Origin of the sequence: Micromonospora sp. B006 (assembly GCF_003408515.1) — a bacterium.
GTDB classification, from domain to species: domain Bacteria; phylum Actinomycetota; class Actinomycetes; order Mycobacteriales; family Micromonosporaceae; genus Micromonospora; species Micromonospora echinospora_A.
Genome location: NZ_CP030865.1, coordinates 3,449,894 through 3,464,632, shown reverse-complemented (window position 1 = coordinate 3,464,632; position 14,739 = coordinate 3,449,894). Strand labels below are relative to the sequence as shown.

Here is a 14,739-nt window from a genome sequence, read left to right as displayed (position 1 = left end):
TCAGCGGGCGCTGGGCTGGCGGCGCGCCAGCGCGGCCTCCGGTGTTGACCCTGGTGTGTGTTCCGCACGCCGGCGGCAGTCCCATCGTCTTCCACCGGTGGGTCGCCGCGCTCGCCGCCGACGGCGTGGCGGTACGCCCCGTGCTGTGGGACGCGATCGCCGAGAGCACCGGGGAGACCTGCGGGATCACCGCCCGGGCCGAGTCGCTCGCCGCGCAGGTCGGTCAGCTGCGCGGTCCGTGGGCGCTGCTCGGTCACAGCCTCGGCGCGCTGATCGCCACCGAGACGGTGCGGCACGTGGCACGCCGGGGCGGTCGGCTGCCCCGGCGGCTGGTTCTCTGCGGCGCCGCGGCGCCGGGCCACGGCGTCTCGGCGGCGCCCCTCGTGGCGGCGCCCGACAGCGACGTGATCGACTTCCTCCGGCTCCTCGGCGGCACGCCCGAAGAGGCGTTCACCGATCCGGACGTGCGCGCGATGCTACTGCAGCGGTTCCGCCGGGACCTGGCGTTGCTGAATGGTTACCAGCCCACCCTGGACGCGCCCCTGCCCTGCCCGGTCGCGGTGTACGGCGGCACCGTCGACCCGGTGGTGCCCGTCGCGGCCCTGGCCTCCTGGCTGGACCTGGCCCCCGACGCGCAGGTTCGGCTCTTCGAGGGTGGTCACTTCTTCCTCCATGACGATTTCGTCGCGGTCCGGGCCGCCCTGCTCGAGGACTGCCAGGTCGGGCACGCCGACAGGCCGGCGGGCGGGCACGGCGACCGACCGACGGCAGGGCCGCTCCGGACAGACTCCCCTGCAACCGCCCCGGAAGGTGTCCAGTGGAACTGTTGAACCCGTCCACGACCGACGTCCGACCGCGCCTGCTGGACCCGGAGTGCGCGGCCGGGTTGACCCTGCTGGCCCGGCGACACGGCCTGCGCCCGGAACAGGCGCTCGGCGCCGTGGGGGCCGCCCTCGCCTATCGGTTGACCCGGCGCCCGTCAGTCCCGGTGCATGTGGGGCGGAAGCGCTGGCGGGTGTTGCCGTTCAGCGACGACACCACCTTGGCGGCGGCGCTCGCCGCCGCCCCGGCCCACTGGGACCTGCCGGTCGGGGAAACCGCCGTCGTGGTCGAGGCGGCAGCGGACGACAGTGGCCCGTCACCGGGCCTCGTGCTCCGCATCGGGGAGAGGGGGCAGGCCTGGCGGCTCCGCGTGCCCGGCGCCATGGTCGACGCCGCCCTGCTCGCCGACCGGCTGCGCCTGCTCATCGACTGCCTGGTGACGGCACCGGACCGGCCGCTGTCCGCCATCGATCCGGTGGGCCCTTCGGAACGGGCCCTGCTTGCGTCGTTCGCCGGCGCGCGGCGGCCGCTGCCGGAGGCGACCGTGCCTGAGCTGATCCGCCGGCAGGCGCTGGCCACGCCCGAGCGGATCGCCCTCCGCTGGGCCGACGGTGAGTTGACGTACGCGGACCATCTCGACCGGGCGGCCGAGATCGCCGGCAACCTGCGGGCCGCCGGGGTAGGCCGAGGCGACGTGGTCGGGCTCTGCGCCGAACGGTCCGCCGACAGCGTCGCCGCGGTGCTCGGCATCATGCTGGCCGGCGCGGCGTACCTCCCGCTGGAGGTGGGGCACCCGGCCTCGCGGCTCAGGGACATGCTGGAGACGGCCAAGGCGCGTACCGTGCTGGCCAGCGACGCCGGAGCGGCCGCTCTCCGCGACGCGGACCTGGCGTCGCTGATCCGGCTGACCGGTGGCGGGTGCGACGGGCCTGCGGTCGACTGGCGGCGGGCGGGCCCGGTCATCGATCCGCTCGACCCGGCGTACGTCCTGTTCACCTCAGGCTCGACCGGTCGACCTAAGGGTGTGCAGGTGCCGCACCAGGCCCTGGTGAACCGGTTGACCTGGATGCAGGACGCCTACCGGTTGGTTACCGACGACGTGGTGTTGCACAAGACCCCGGCGACCTTCGACGTGTCGCTCTGGGAACTGCTGTGGCCCTTCATGACCGGTGCCCGGTTGGTCGTCGCGCCGCCGGAGGCCCACCGGGACGCCACGGAGATCGTCGATCTGGTCCGCCGCGAACGGGTGACCACGGTGCACTTCGTGCCGGCCATGCTGGACCTCTTTCTCGCGGAGCCGGACGTGGGCGAGTGCCACTCGTTGGTACGGGTGATCTGCAGCGGTGAGGCGCTGGCGCCGAGCCTGGTGAACCGGCTGGCCGCCGTGTCGGACGCCGAGGTGCACAACCTGTACGGGCCGACAGAGGCGGCGATTGACGTGACTGCCTGGCGGTGTCGTCGGCCCGAGCCCGGTCCGGACGTGCCCATCGGTGCGCCGATTGCGAACGTGGTGGTGCACGTGCTCGATGACGCCGGGCGGCTGGCACCGGTCGGCGCGGTGGGGGAGATGTTTCTCGGGGGCGTCTGTCTCGCCACCGGCTACATCGGCAGCCCGGAGCTGACGGCGCAATCCTTCGTGCAGCGGGACGTCGACGGTGTGCGCCAGCGGTTGTACCGTACCGGCGACCTCGTCTGGTGGGACGCGGGCGGCAACCTGCATTTCGTCGGCCGGCGGGACAACCAGGTGAAGCTGCGCGGCCAGCGGGTGGAGCTGGGCGAGATCGAGGCCGTCCTCGGCGCTCATCCCGCGATCGGCGGCGCCGCGGTGACCCTGCACCGTCGGGGGACCGCAGGCCTTCTCGTGGGCTACTTCGTGCGGGCGTCGACAGGGTCCGACGAGGATCTCTCGGATGCGTCGCTGCGAGAGTACCTGTCTGACCGGCTGCCCGAGCACATGGTGCCGTCGCGGTACGTCGAGGTGTCCGCGATGCCGCTAACCACGAGCGGCAAGGTCGACCGGGCCGCGCTGCCGGAGCCGTCGGCGCGCCGCCGGGTCCGCTGAGACGCTTCCGCAGAGGCAGCGGCAGTGGCCCGGTGTTGCCGCGGCTGGTACGCGAGTGTCCGGCTCACGACCACCTCGGAGACACCGGGGGCAGGCGCTGGACATGCCGCTGTCGCAGCGCCGGGCACGGCTGGAACAGCTGCTTGTCGATGCGCCGGCATCCGACGCGTAGTGCAGCCATCCGGGGGTGATCAATCAGGGTGCCGGCACCACCGTGAGGAACCCGTTGAGCGCTGCACGGTGGTGACGGGCGTTGAGACTACGCATCGACCGGCTCCTCCTGCTTGAGGACCACGGTGAGGTCCGGCGAGCGGGACAGGTGTCGCCGGACGACGTCGTCCAGCCGGTTCGCGGACACTTCGTCCAACCGGCGCGGCCACTCTTGGCGTTCGGACTCCGGCCGCAGGCCCAGGTCCTGCCAGTAACCGCTCAGGGTCAGGCGGGACTCTCCAGACGACCACAGCGTCCGCTGCTCGGCCACGGTGTGCGCGATAGCGGAGACCCGTTCGGTGGGACTGGGCGCCCAGCCGGTGACCAGGTCAGCGATGCGAGCCGTCGCCTCCTGCACGGTGATCCTGCCGCGAGGTCGTGCGGGGGTGGGCTCGGCGTGTGCTGCCGGAGCGTCGGTGCTCAACGGCAACGGAGAGATGACCGGTGCGGCGTTCGTCGAGGAGGCTGGTCTGCTGGACCTGCCCGTGGTGCTGACCAATTCGCATGCCGTCGTGCCGCCCATTGTGGCGTGATCGACTGGGTGGTGGCGAACCAGTCGGTCATCTCCTCGATCACCTTGTCGGTGATCCGGGAGATCGTCTCCTTGCTGACCGAAGCGCCGTAGATCTCGGCGAAGTGCGCCGAGATCTCCCCGGTCGTCAGGCCTTTGGCATACAGCGACAACACGACCTCGTCGACGCCCGACAGGCGGCGCTGCCGCTTCTTGACGATCTGGGGCTCGAAGGTGCCGGCCCGGTCGCGGGGCACGTCGATCTCGACATGACCAGTCGCCTCGGTCAGCACCGTCTTGGACCGGGTGCCGTTGCGGATGTTGCCCGACCCCGCACCGGCCGGACCGTGTTTCTCATAGCCCAGGTGCTCGGTCATCTCCTCGTTCAACGCGGTCTCGAGCACCGACTTGGTCAGCTGCTTGAGCAGCCCGTCCGGGCCGGTCAGCGACAAGCCCTGTTCCTTGGCCAGCCGGACCAGCTCGACGGCGGCCTGCTCCTCCGCCGACGGCTCAGGCCTCTTCTTCCGTGGAGTCACATCGTTCAGTGTCGCGGTCATCACGGCACCTTCCTCACCGGGTACTACGCCCGGCGGGTCAGGCCGGAAACACCGTTAGATCCACAGTCCCCGGCGACTGCCTGATGCGATGAAGGAGCGGGGCCTCCGCTCCTCGTGACCTCCCGGCGGGATGCTGGGAGTGCTCACGTCTACGACGAAGGAGGCCCCTGGTGGAAGGGTATGCGGGACAGCAGTTCGTGGGTATCGACCTGCACCGGCGCCGCTCGGTGATTGTGCGGATGACGGAGTCGGGTGAGGTGCTGGAGAGCGTGCGGATCGTCAACGACCCGGACCGGTTGGCCGACGTGGTCGCCCGGGCCGGGCAGACGCCGGAGGTGGTGCTGGAAGCCACCTACGGCTGGTACTGGGCGGTGGACGCGCTGCAGGCGGCCGGCGCGAGGGTGCATCTGGCGCACCCGTTGGGCGTCAAGGCATTCGAGTACCGGCGGGTAAAGAACGATGTCCGCGACGCCATCGACCTGGCCGATCTGCTGCGGATGGGTCGCCTCGCGCAGGGGTGGATCGCCCCGCCGGCGACGCGGGAGTTGCGGGAGTTGGTCCGTCACCGCGCCAAGCTCGTCGCCGTGCGCAGCCTGTGCAAGGCCGAGGTGCACGCCGTGCTGGCCAAGTGCGGCGTGCAGGTGCCGATGACCGTGGAGCTAACTGACGAGGCCCGCGGCCACATGATCCTGAAGCTCGGCACCAGCCGTTTCGAGTGCATCCTCGTACCGGACGTTGGTAACTTCGCCGCCCGTGGCCGGTACCGAGGTTTGGCGCATACCCTCGACCGCTGGCTTGCCGAACTCAAGCGGCTGGCGATCGGCCGCCGTCCCGTGACGCTTCCCTTCAACTTCTCCGACCAGTGCACCGGGTGGCTGCGGGTCACTCGCATGACGGCCTGGTCGACGTGCAAGCGGGCTGGAGCTTGCTCGGCCAGTACGATTTCGAAGCCTCCAAGTTCCTCACCGCGGGGCGCTTCCCGCCCGACTTCACGCCGGTGCAGAACGCGAGAATTGAGCGCCCGCTGGTCGACATCATCGGAGCGGTCACTACCTGCCGGGACGAGCTGGCCCACCGTCTCGACCCGGACGGCACCATCACCGGCGAGCGGATCGGCGGAGATTGCTGAGCGGGCCGTCGGAGAACGACGCATGGGCAGCACCCGAGCGGTCTGATCTTGACGTCTCTCGCTGGCTGTCCAAGAGTGGCGAGATGACGTCGCGCGTGTGGCTTCACCAGGATGAGCACTTCCGCCCCGGGCGCGGAGCTGTTCCGCACCGAGCGGGAGGTGAACCTGTACTCGTACTCGGCCACGCACAGTCAGCTGCTGTTGCGGTCGGACCGGATGCCCGACGTGTACGAACGGCTCCCGACGACCTTGGAGGTGCTGTTCAGTCCTGTCGAGGCGGTGCAGATCCAGGAGTTGTACCGCGGCCTGGTGATCTGGTGCGCGACCGAGGAGGAGGCCGCCCGGGTCTACGACGGCATCGCGGACTACTACGACCCTCGTCCGGAGTATCTACGGGTGCTTGTGCTAGCGAGCGAAGGGGTGACGGGTTACGTCGTCACCGGGGGCGTCGGATGGTGCGAGGGTGAGCTGTCGCCCATGCAGCCCTCGTTCTTCCACACGTTCGACGCTTACGACCCGCTCTGGCCGGTCACACCGCTTGCCGGGGTCGGCGGCGAGTTCGACATCGCCTCCCCACAGGAGGTGGCGCAGGCGTTCCTCACCGGGCTGCCTGAAGGAGAACGCCGTGAGCGATACCGCTACGTCCACGTGCTGACAGCAGTCACCGAGCGGGACGGCCGCCGTAGCCGACACAACCTCGGCGTCTTCCTCACTGAGACGGATGCCGAAGAGGCGATGCGAGTAGTCGAGCCTCACGCGGCGATGTGCTATGTCGAGCAGCTCCCGGCAGTGCTTTAGCAGGCCCGGCCGCCACAATCTGTTCTGAGAAGGGGCCTCGGGAGCGTTGTCTGGCCGAGGCTGAAGCAGCAAGGAGGCAGCGAAGGTCTCGACGGCGGGTGTGGATGGCTGTTGATGAACGGCGGGCAACAGACGGCCACTAGCGCTGCTCGGCATGGAGCCTCACTCATCAACAGGATGTACCCGGCTCCCTCCGACGGGATTCATACCGGCGGGGGCAGGGAGCGGCAGCGCGGGGCGACGTGACATCAATGACCGACATCAACGGTGGCATCGGCACCGCACCGGGTTGCTTGGCCGTCACCGAAGGTGACGGCCAACACGGCTTGAAGTGCATGCTGAATCGGCGTACGCCTCCGGGGATCCGACGAGGCGGAGTCGGTAGGATTCCGGCAGCTGAGACTCGAATCCACCGGCAACCCTCTGACCAGGGCTTCCTGTCCGGTGACCTCTGGGGGCTCGAAGAGGTCACCGGAGCACCTAGACTTGTGTGAGCTTTAGGGTTTTGGCGATCGTCATCGGCGGTGGGGCATTGGTTCGTGTGGCCCCTCGGACACCAACTGAATCCCAACGGTGCGCGGCAAGGTCAACACTTGCCCGCACCGTTCGCGTTTCCGGGTCGTACGCTGGGTGCAGCCCGAGGCTGCGGTAGACCTCCAGTTTGTGTTCCGGCTGTGCGTTCCGTAGGGCGGCCACGAGGTCTCCGAGTTCCTCGACGACGGCGATGATCTGCTCCTCGCTGTAGCGGGCAGGGACGTTGGTCTTCTCTTCGACTGGCGTGTGCTGGTGCCGTTCGGCGTGTTCGCGTTCTGCTTGGGTTTCGGCGATCCAGCCGGCCACGACGCCTGGGTCGGCGTCGGCGTCGAGTGCGGCCCGGTAGCGGGCCAGTTTGGCGTCGCACTCGGCGATTGTGGGTCCTTCGAGTGCCGTCGGGGCGGCGGTGGGCGTGCCGGTGTGGGCCTGGTCGAGGAGCGTGGTGATGGTGTTCCGCCGGTGCAGTGGCCCGAAGCCTTGTATGAGCCAGGTGTCCAGCGGTGTGATCAGCACGTCTTCCCGCATGATCACATTTCGGGGGTGGTCGACTTTGTTGGCCAGGGCGTACTCCTGGGGAAGCGGCATCGGTAGTAGGCGACGCCGTGGGAGTGCTGGCGTTGCATCTTGCGGCCGCAGATGCCGCAGTGGACCAGGCTCTTGAAGACGTAGGGGTGGCGGGATCGGTGTGCCCGTTTCGGTGAGGTGGCGGTGCGGGCCCGAAGGCCGAGCATGTCCTGAACGCGGTCGAAGCCCGGCGCGGCGGCGGGCAGCGACGGTCAGGGCAGCACGACGGTACGGGCGCCCTCGCCGCGGGCCATCCGGTCGAACGCCGCCACGGCGCCGTCCAGGCCGGTCCGGTCGGTGATCAGGGTGGCCGGGTCCAGGGTGCCGTCGAGCACGGCGCGGGCCAGCTCGGGCAGGTCCCGGTCCGGGTCGGACGAGCCGTACACCGAGGAACGCAGTGTCCGCCCGGAGTGGAAGATGTCCAGCGCGCTCAGGCTGACCACGATGTCGGTTCGTGCGAGATCCATCGCGTCGTCCCTCACGATGGTCGAAAACTAGCGCTGCAAGTTTTTACTCTAGTGCGCCGGGTCGGCTTGCGGGAGGGGTGGTAGCGGCCCGATGTGCTCCTCGTAGGTGCGGGAGAGCCCATGGATGAGCGCGTCGAGGCCGAGCGCGAAGGCGCCCTCGTCCACTCGTTGCTGATGCTCGGCGAGCCGGTGCGCCTGGGTCAGGTGCGGATACCGCTCCTCGTACAACCCCGGGTCCTCGACGAAGCCACGGGCGAACGATCCGAGCGCGGAGCCCGCCACGAAGTAGCGCATCAGCGCGCCGATGTGCGTCGCGCGCGCGGGCGGCCAGCCGGCAGCGACGAGCCCGCCGTAGACCGCGTCGGCCATCGCCAGCGCCGCCGGCCGCCGGCCCGGCCCGCGGGCCAGGTACGGCACGATGTTCGGGTGCGCGGCCAGTGCCGCCCGATACGAGTGCCCCCACCGGCGCAGCGCCTCGCGCCAGTCGAGGCGCCCGAAGAAGGAGACGTCCACCTGGGCGGTGACGCTGTCGGCCACCGCGTCGAGAATGTCGTCCTTGGTGGCGAAGTGGTTGTAGAGCGAGGGCCCGCGTACGCCGAGTTCGGCAGCGAGCCGGCGGGTGGAGAACGCCTCCAGCCCGTCCGCGTCGATCAGCGCGGCGGCGGCATCGACGATCCGTTGCCGGCTGAGCAGCGCCTGCCTCGGCCGGGGCATCCGCGCCTCCTCGCTCACTCGTGGTCCGCGGCAACTCTGCCACAGGCGGGTCTGGACGTACTTAAACTTGCAGCGCTAGTTTATGCCGCATGGACCTTCAGCTCTCCGCGGAGCAGGCGGCGGTTCGTCAGCTCGCCGCCGAGTTCGTCGACCGTGAGGTGGTTCCGCACGCCGCGGCCTGGGATCGGCGCGAGTCGGTCGACCCGGAGATCGTGGACAAGCTCGGCCGGCTGGGCTTCCTCGGGCTGACCATCCCCGAGGGAGACGGTGGGTCCGGCGGCGACCACCTCTCCTACTGCCTGGTGCTGGAGGAGCTCGGCCGGGGCGACTCCGCCGTCCGGGGCATCGTCTCGGTGTCGCTGGGGCTGGTCGCCAAGGCCATCGCCGCGTACGGGTCCGCCGCGCAGCGGGCCGAGTGGCTGCCCCGGCTCTGCGCCGGTACCGCGCTCGGCTGCTTCGCCCTGACCGAACCGGACAGCGGCTCGGACGCGGCCGCGCTGACCACCCGGGCGACCCGCGACGGCGGCGACTGGCTGATCACCGGCGCGAAGACGTTCATCACCAACGGCACCGTGGCCGACGTGGTCCTGCTCTTCGCCCGCACCGGCGGACCCGGACACCGGGGCATCAGCGCGTTCCTGGTGCCCACCAACGTCGCCGGGCTCACCCGGAGGGAGATCCACGGCAAGCTCGGGCTGCGCGGGCAGGCAACCGGTGAGCTGCGCTTCGACGCCGTCCGGGTGCCCGACTCGGCGCGCCTCGGCCCGGCCGGCGGCGGGTTCCGGCTGGCCCTGGCCACCCTGGCCAAGGGCCGGATGTCGGTGGCCGCCGGCTGCGTCGGCATCGCCCAGGGCTGCCTCGACGCGGCGGTCGGCTACGCCGCACAGCGCACCCAGTTCGGCAAGCCGATCGCCGGGCACCAGCTGGTGCAGCAGTTGCTCGCCGCCATCGCCGTGGACACCGCCGCCGCCCGGCTGCTGGTGTGGCGGGTGGCCGACCTCGTGGACCGGGGCGAGGCGTTCGCCACCGAGGCCTCGATGGCCAAGCTCTTCGCCAGCGAGGCAGCGGTCCGGGCGGCCAACAACGCCGTCCAGGTCTTCGGCGGGTACGGCTACATCGACGAGTACCCGGTCGGCAAGTACCTGCGCGACGCCCGGGTCGCCACCCTCTACGAGGGCACCAGCCAGATCCAGCAGCTGCTCATCGGGCGCGCGCTCACCGGCGTCAACGCCTTCTAGCAAAGGGGAGAACCGTGACCAGATTCGCCGACCGGGTGGCCGTCGTCACCGGTGCCGGGCAGGGCATCGGCGCGGCGACCGCGCACCGGCTGGCCGCCGAGGGCGCCGCCGTCGCCGTGGTCGACCTCGACGAGGAGCGCAGCCGGGCGGTCGCCGACGAGATCACCGCGGCCGGCGGCCGGGCCGTCGGCATCGGCTGCGACGTGACCGACCCCGCGGCGGTGGCCGCGATGACCGACCGGGTGGTGCAGGCGTACGGCGGGTTGCACGTGCTGGTGAACAACGCCGGCATCACCCGCGACGACCTGCTGTTCAAGATGCCCCTGCCACACTGGGAGGCGGTGCTGACCACCAACCTGACCAGCATGTTCCTCTGCTGCCAGGCCGCCCAACAGCACATGGTCGCGGCCCGCTACGGCCGGATCGTCAACCTCAGCAGCCGCTCCGCCCTCGGCAACCGGGGCCAGGTCAACTACGCGGCGGCCAAGGCGGGGGTGCAGGGCCTGACGGCCACCCTCGCCATCGAACTCGGCCCGTACAACGTCACGGTCAACGCCGTCGCCCCGGGCTACGTGGCCACCGCGATGACCGCCGCCACCGCGCAGCGGGTCGGCAGCAGCCCGGAGGAGCATCAGCGGACGGTCGCCGAGCACACCCCGCTGCGCCGGGTCGCCCAGCCGACCGAGATCGCTTCGGTGATCGCCTTCCTGGCCAGCGACGACGCGTCGTACGTCAGCGGACAGACCCTGTACGTCAACGGCGGCGCGCGCTGAGGCGCGCCGGCGGACCAGCACCCGGAGGGGACATGGACTTCGCGCTTTCCGACACCGAGCGGGCGATCCGCGACACCGCCCGCGACTTCATCACCAGGGAGGTCATGCCGCTGGAGCAGGAGCTGCTGCGGCGGGAACGGGCGCACCGGCCCGGACTGGAGCACAGCGAGCTGCGCGAGTTGCAGCTCAAGGCGCGCAAGTTCGGGTTCTGGGGGCTGGCCACCCCGGAGGAGTACGGCGGCATGGACCTGCCGGCCGTCACCCAGTCCCTGATCTGGACCGAACTCGGCCGCTCGTTCGTGCCGTTCCGGTTCGGCGGCGAGGCGGACAACATCCTGTTCCACGCCAATGACGAGCAGAAGCGCGAGTACCTGGTCCCGACCATCGAGGGGGAGCGGCGCAGCTGCTTCGCGATCACCGAGCCCGGCGCCGGCTCCGACGCGGCCAACATCAAGCTCAGCGCCCGCCGCGACGGCGACGACTGGATCCTCAACGGCGAGAAGACCTTCATCACCGGCGGTCACGACGCCGACTTCGCCATCGTGATCGCGGTGACCGACCGGGAGAAGGGGGCCCGCCACGGCGGCGCCACCGCGTTCCTGGTGGACCGGTCGATGGGCTGGCGCTCGGAGTTCATCCAGACGATGGGCGAGGGTGGCCCCGCCTCGCTGGTCTTCGACGACGTCCGGGTGCCCGGACGCAACATCCTCGGCGAGCCCGGGCAGGGATTCAGCCTCGGCATGGAGTGGATCGGCAAGGGCCGCTACATTATCCCGTCGCACGCCGTCGGCATCGCCGAGCGGGCGTTGTCGATGGCCATCGACTACGCCAACACCCGGGAGACCTTCGGCGCGAAGATCGGCACCAACCAGGCCATCCAGTGGATGATCGCCGACTCGGAGACCGAGCTGGAGGCGGCCCGCTGGCTCATCCTGCGCGCCGCCTGGACCGTCGAGCAGGGCATGGACCCGCGGCACGCCTCCTCGATGGCGAAGCTTTACGGCGCGGGCATGGTCAATCGGGTGGTCGACCGCGTCCTGCAGATCCACGGCGGCATGGGCTACACCCGCGAGCTGCCGATCGAGCGCTGGTACCGGCAGGTTCGGCTCTACCGGATCTTCGAGGGCACCGACGAGATGCAGCGACTGATCATCTCCCGCGACCTGCTGCGCGGCTACACGAAGCTGGGAGGGCACCTGGCATGAGGGTCTTCGCGTCCATCGAGGAGTTGGCCGAGGCGACCGGCGAGACCCTGGGCCCCGGCCCCTGGTTCCGGATCGACCAGCAACGGGTCGACTGGTTCGCCGACGCCACCGACGACCGCCAGTGGATCCACATCGACCCGCGACGGGCCGCAGCCGGCCCGTTCGGCGGCACCATCGCGCACGGCTACCTCACGTTGTCCCTGCTGCCGGCGCTGGCCGGTGGCCTTTACCGGGTCGAGGGGGTGGCCATGGGGGTCAACTACGGCCTCAACCGAGTGCGCTTCCCGGCCCCGCTCCGGGTCGGCAGCGCGGTCCGCGCCACCGCGACCCTGGCCGAGGTGTCACCCGTGGACGGCGGCGTGCAGGTGGTCACCGCGGTCACCGTGGAGAGCGACGCCGGCGGCAAGCCGGTCTGCGTCGCCGAGACGGTCAGCCGCCTGCTGCGGGGCGTGGCCCGATGACCGCGCTGTCGCTGGCCATGGTGCTGGCCGAGTCCGCCCGCCGGCACGCCGACACCGTCGCCGTGGTCGACGGCGACATCCGGGTGACGTACGCCGAGCTGTGGCTGGAGGCGCGCAGCTACGCCGCCGGGCTGCGCGAGCGGGGGGTCGGCCCCGGCGACAAGGTGGCCCTGCTGGCCCCGAACGTGGTGGACTTCCCCCGGGTCTACTACGGGGCCCTCGCCGCCGGCGCGGTGCTCGTCCCGGTGCACCTGCTGCTGACCGTGGACGAAGCGGCGCACGTGCTGACCGACAGCGGCACGAAGCTGCTGGTGTGCCACAGCTCCCAGCTCGCCCTGGGCGCCGCCGCCGCGGCGGCGGCCGGCGTGCCGCTGGTGACCGTCGGGCCGGCGGCCGCCGACGCGGTCGCGCCCCGCCTGGAGGAGCTGAGCCACCCGCTGCCACCGCTGCCGTCGTACGTCACCCGGTCGGCGGAGGACCCGGCGGTGGTGCTCTACACCAGCGGCACCACCGGGGTGCCCAAGGGCGCCGTGCTCACCCACCTCAACCTGGTCATGAACGCCACCGTGAACGTCTTCGACGCCAACGACGCGCGCAGGACGGACGTAGTGCTCGGCTGCCTGCCGCTGTTCCACAGCTTCGGCCAGACGGTGGCGATGAACGGCACCTTCCGGATCGGCGCGACGCTGGTGCTGCTGAGCCGGTTCACCGGGCCGGCCGCCATCGACCTGATGCTGCGTGAGGGGGTGGACGTCTTCCACGGCGTGCCCACCATGTACGTGGCGCTGCTCGACGCCGCCCGGGACCGGGACGACCTGCCCCGGCTGCGGCTCTGCGTCTCCGGCGGGGCGTCGCTGCCGGTGGCCGTGCTGGAACGGTTCCACGCCGCCTTCCAGACGACGGTCTTCGAAGGGTACGGGCTCTCCGAGACCTCACCCACCGCCACCACCAACCAGCCGCACTTCGGCACCCGCGCCGGGACCATCGGGCACCCGGTCTGGGGCGTGGAGGTGGAGATCGCCCGCGCGGAGGTGGACGAGCGGATCGAGCTGCTGTCGACCGGAGAGCTCGGCGAGATCGTCATCCGGGGGCACAACGTCTTCGCCGGTTACCTGGGGCGGCCCGAGGCGACCGCGGAGGCGGTGGTGGACGGCTGGTTCCGTAGCGGTGACCTGGGACGCAAGGACGCCGACGGGTTCATCACCATCATCGACCGGAAGAAGGACATGATCATCCGGGGTGGCTTCAACGTCTACCCACGCGAGGTGGAGGAGGTCCTTGCCAGGCACCCGGCGGTCGGCCAGGTGGCGGTGATCGGGGTGCCCGACCCTCGTCACGGCGAGGAGGTCTGCGCGGTGGTGGTGGCGGACCCGGCCGGCCCGGGCCTGCCCGACGAGCAGGAGATGATCGACTGGTCGCGGGAGCATCTGGGCCGGCACAAGTACCCGCGGCAGGTCCGGTATGTCGACGACCTGCCGCTCGGGCCGAGCCACAAGGTGCTCAAGCGGGAACTGCGTCGCCGGATGTCCCCGCCCGACTGACCACCGCCCGCCGTCCGCTGCCACCCGCCCAGGCCGCGGCCCTCGTCGCGCTCGCCGCGCATCGAGGGCCGCTTCCTCCGGCTGTCGCGCCGGCGAGCGTCGCCCGCCGTCGTGCTCGGCGGGCGGTCCCGGCGGTGGCGTCGAATACTGAGCGATGACCAACCCCGACCTCGATCCCGAGGTGTACCCGCCGATCGACCCGCGTATGGACGTGCCGGACGGCCCCGGCGCACTCCTCCCGGACACCCCCGGGTGACGATCGTGCTGACCGAGGACGGGCTGCCGCAAGTCCGGTCGGCACACGATCTATAAAGCTGACGGGGAGCCACAGCCAGGGGGCGGAATCGGCCGGTCAGCGCGAGGGCAGGGATCAGCTTGCTCGCCGAGGCGTACGGAAGGTTGTTGATCAGGTCGTCCTGGTACACCCGCTCGGCGGCGGCTAGAGGATGTCTCGTAACCCCGTCGCTCGTCGAGGCCGCGTATCGAGGACCCCGTCGAGATCGGGATACGCCTCGATCCCCCTGACTCGTCGCGCGGCGACGTGTCCGGCCGGCAGGTTCGGACCGGCCTACCGTGCTGCCGGGGACCAAGCGGGCTGTGCGAGCGGTGAGGCCGAAGGGCGGCGTGAGGCATCCCTGCTCGGCGACCATCGAGCCTGCTCGCTGGCTCGCGACAGATCCACTCCCACCTGCCTCAGTGCGGTGGCAGTGGTGCGGCCGGGCGTACGGCCGTGAAGTCGGCGTGTTCGTACCGGGTGGCGGAGAGCAATAGCAGCCACTCGTCACAGCCCTGCCACGGGTATAGATCGGCGGCTCCGCCGCGTACGGACCGGGGCCCGTCTCCGGTCCGCGGTCGCGCGTCTGACGGCGCGCCGTCGAACCCGGGGATCCACACGTCGGGTGTACGTCAGCACCGACGGCACCAACTGGGGAACGGCCGTGGCCACTGGCGCGTTCGCCAACGACGCGAGCCAGAAGGACGTCCGGTTCACCGCGAAGACCGGGCAGTACTTGCGACTGCGTGCCGTGAGTGAGGTCGCCGGCAACCCGTGGATGTCGGCCGCGGAGATCTACGCCCTCAACTGAGGCTCGTCCGTGCGTTCCTGGGGGAGTGACCGCACGGGACGGTAAGGCATGGGGTGGCCGCCACGGAG

16 protein-coding genes and 2 pseudogenes are annotated in these 14,739 nt (G+C 70.8%); 11 read left to right on the top strand and 7 right to left on the bottom strand.

Annotated features, from left to right (window positions below):
• The first annotated feature begins 53 nt into the window (after window positions 1-53).
• Both MicB006_RS15470 and MicB006_RS15465 read left to right on the top strand, forming a co-directional pair.
• Window positions 54-830, top strand: coding sequence for a thioesterase II family protein (locus tag MicB006_RS15470; RefSeq protein ID WP_161565930.1), 777 nt, complete (start codon window positions 54-56; stop codon window positions 828-830).
• The gene (locus MicB006_RS15465; RefSeq protein WP_116507012.1) at window positions 818-2,884 is read left to right on the top strand and encodes an amino acid adenylation domain-containing protein; all 2,067 of its coding nucleotides are present in this window, start codon (window positions 818-820) and stop codon (window positions 2,882-2,884) included. Before MicB006_RS15470 ends, MicB006_RS15465 begins: the two co-directional genes overlap by 13 nt.
• Window positions 2,885-3,143: 259 nt before the next feature.
• Here the strand turns inward: MicB006_RS15465 and MicB006_RS32025 are convergent, their stop codons facing one another.
• Window positions 3,144-3,452: a hypothetical protein gene (locus tag MicB006_RS32025; protein WP_192900367.1), complete on the bottom strand. Its 309-nt coding sequence runs from the start codon at window positions 3,450-3,452 to the stop codon at window positions 3,144-3,146.
• On the opposite strand from MicB006_RS32025, the gene MicB006_RS32780 reads away from it, so the two are divergent.
• Complete coding sequence (locus MicB006_RS32780; RefSeq protein ID WP_370013456.1) at window positions 3,430-3,627, top strand: P1 family peptidase; 198 nt, start codon at window positions 3,430-3,432, stop codon at window positions 3,625-3,627. The two genes, MicB006_RS32025 and MicB006_RS32780, sit on opposite strands and share 23 nt — an antisense overlap.
• Window positions 3,628-3,646: 19 nt before the next feature.
• Here the strand turns inward: MicB006_RS32780 and MicB006_RS15455 are convergent.
• Window positions 3,647-4,162, bottom strand: a pseudogene (locus tag MicB006_RS15455) (transposase); the annotation flags it as partial.
• A 170-nt stretch (window positions 4,163-4,332) separates the two neighbouring features.
• Here MicB006_RS15455 and MicB006_RS32340 point away from each other — a divergent pair.
• Together MicB006_RS32340 and MicB006_RS15445 are read left to right on the top strand one after the other, a co-directional pair.
• On the top strand, window positions 4,333-5,337 hold the full coding sequence (locus MicB006_RS32340; RefSeq protein ID WP_225980772.1) for a transposase: 1,005 nt from the start codon (window positions 4,333-4,335) through the stop codon (window positions 5,335-5,337).
• A gap of 65 nt (window positions 5,338-5,402) precedes the next feature.
• The gene (locus MicB006_RS15445) at window positions 5,403-6,089 is read left to right on the top strand and encodes a hypothetical protein (RefSeq protein WP_116507010.1); all 687 of its coding nucleotides are present in this window, start codon (window positions 5,403-5,405) and stop codon (window positions 6,087-6,089) included.
• Window positions 6,090-6,569: 480 nt separating this feature from the next.
• On the opposite strand, the gene MicB006_RS15440 is transcribed toward MicB006_RS15445, so the two are convergent.
• The 4 genes from MicB006_RS15440 to MicB006_RS15425 are packed head-to-tail and all read right to left on the bottom strand — an operon-like array spanning window position 6,570 to window position 8,368.
• Window positions 6,570-7,208 (bottom strand): hypothetical protein, encoded by a 639-nt coding sequence (locus tag MicB006_RS15440; protein ID WP_152037842.1) that lies wholly within the window; start codon window positions 7,206-7,208, stop codon window positions 6,570-6,572.
• Window positions 7,151-7,354, bottom strand: a complete 204-nt coding sequence (locus tag MicB006_RS32775; protein WP_116507006.1) for a zinc ribbon domain-containing protein — start codon at window positions 7,352-7,354, stop codon at window positions 7,151-7,153. The genes MicB006_RS15440 and MicB006_RS32775 overlap by 58 nt, the downstream gene beginning before the upstream one ends.
• Before the next feature lie 45 nt (window positions 7,355-7,399).
• The gene (locus tag MicB006_RS15430) at window positions 7,400-7,654 is read right to left on the bottom strand and encodes a hypothetical protein (RefSeq protein WP_192900243.1); all 255 of its coding nucleotides are present in this window, start codon (window positions 7,652-7,654) and stop codon (window positions 7,400-7,402) included.
• Window positions 7,655-7,702: 48 nt separating this feature from the next.
• On the bottom strand, window positions 7,703-8,368 hold the full coding sequence (locus MicB006_RS15425; RefSeq protein WP_116511456.1) for a TetR/AcrR family transcriptional regulator: 666 nt from the start codon (window positions 8,366-8,368) through the stop codon (window positions 7,703-7,705).
• Window positions 8,369-8,457: 89 nt separating this feature from the next.
• Here MicB006_RS15425 and MicB006_RS15420 point away from each other — a divergent pair, with 89 nt between their 5' ends.
• Genes MicB006_RS15420 through MicB006_RS15400 form a run of 5 tightly spaced genes read left to right on the top strand, consistent with a single transcriptional unit; the run spans window position 8,458 to window position 13,586 of the window.
• Window positions 8,458-9,606, top strand: coding sequence for an acyl-CoA dehydrogenase family protein (locus MicB006_RS15420; RefSeq protein ID WP_116507004.1), 1,149 nt, complete (start codon window positions 8,458-8,460; stop codon window positions 9,604-9,606).
• A 14-nt stretch (window positions 9,607-9,620) separates the two neighbouring features.
• Window positions 9,621-10,379, top strand: coding sequence for an SDR family NAD(P)-dependent oxidoreductase (locus tag MicB006_RS15415; RefSeq protein WP_116507002.1), 759 nt, complete (start codon window positions 9,621-9,623; stop codon window positions 10,377-10,379).
• 32 nt (window positions 10,380-10,411) lie between these two features.
• Window positions 10,412-11,584 (top strand): acyl-CoA dehydrogenase family protein, encoded by a 1,173-nt coding sequence (locus MicB006_RS15410; protein WP_116507000.1) that lies wholly within the window; start codon window positions 10,412-10,414, stop codon window positions 11,582-11,584.
• Complete coding sequence (locus MicB006_RS15405; protein WP_116506998.1) at window positions 11,581-12,045, top strand: MaoC family dehydratase; 465 nt, start codon at window positions 11,581-11,583, stop codon at window positions 12,043-12,045. The genes MicB006_RS15410 and MicB006_RS15405 overlap by 4 nt, the downstream gene beginning before the upstream one ends.
• Entirely contained in the window at window positions 12,042-13,586 is a 1,545-nt protein-coding gene (locus MicB006_RS15400) for a long-chain fatty acid--CoA ligase (protein WP_116506996.1), read from the top strand. Before MicB006_RS15405 ends, MicB006_RS15400 begins: the two co-directional genes overlap by 4 nt.
• A gap of 693 nt (window positions 13,587-14,279) precedes the next feature.
• Here the strand turns inward: MicB006_RS15400 and MicB006_RS32770 are convergent.
• Window positions 14,280-14,483: pseudogene (locus MicB006_RS32770) on the bottom strand (hypothetical protein); the annotation flags it as partial.
• A 2-nt stretch (window positions 14,484-14,485) separates the two neighbouring features.
• On the opposite strand from MicB006_RS32770, the gene MicB006_RS15395 reads away from it, so the two are divergent.
• Window positions 14,486-14,671, top strand: a complete 186-nt coding sequence (locus tag MicB006_RS15395) for a discoidin domain-containing protein (RefSeq protein ID WP_255419525.1) — start codon at window positions 14,486-14,488, stop codon at window positions 14,669-14,671.
• Window positions 14,672-14,739 lie beyond the last annotated feature (68 nt).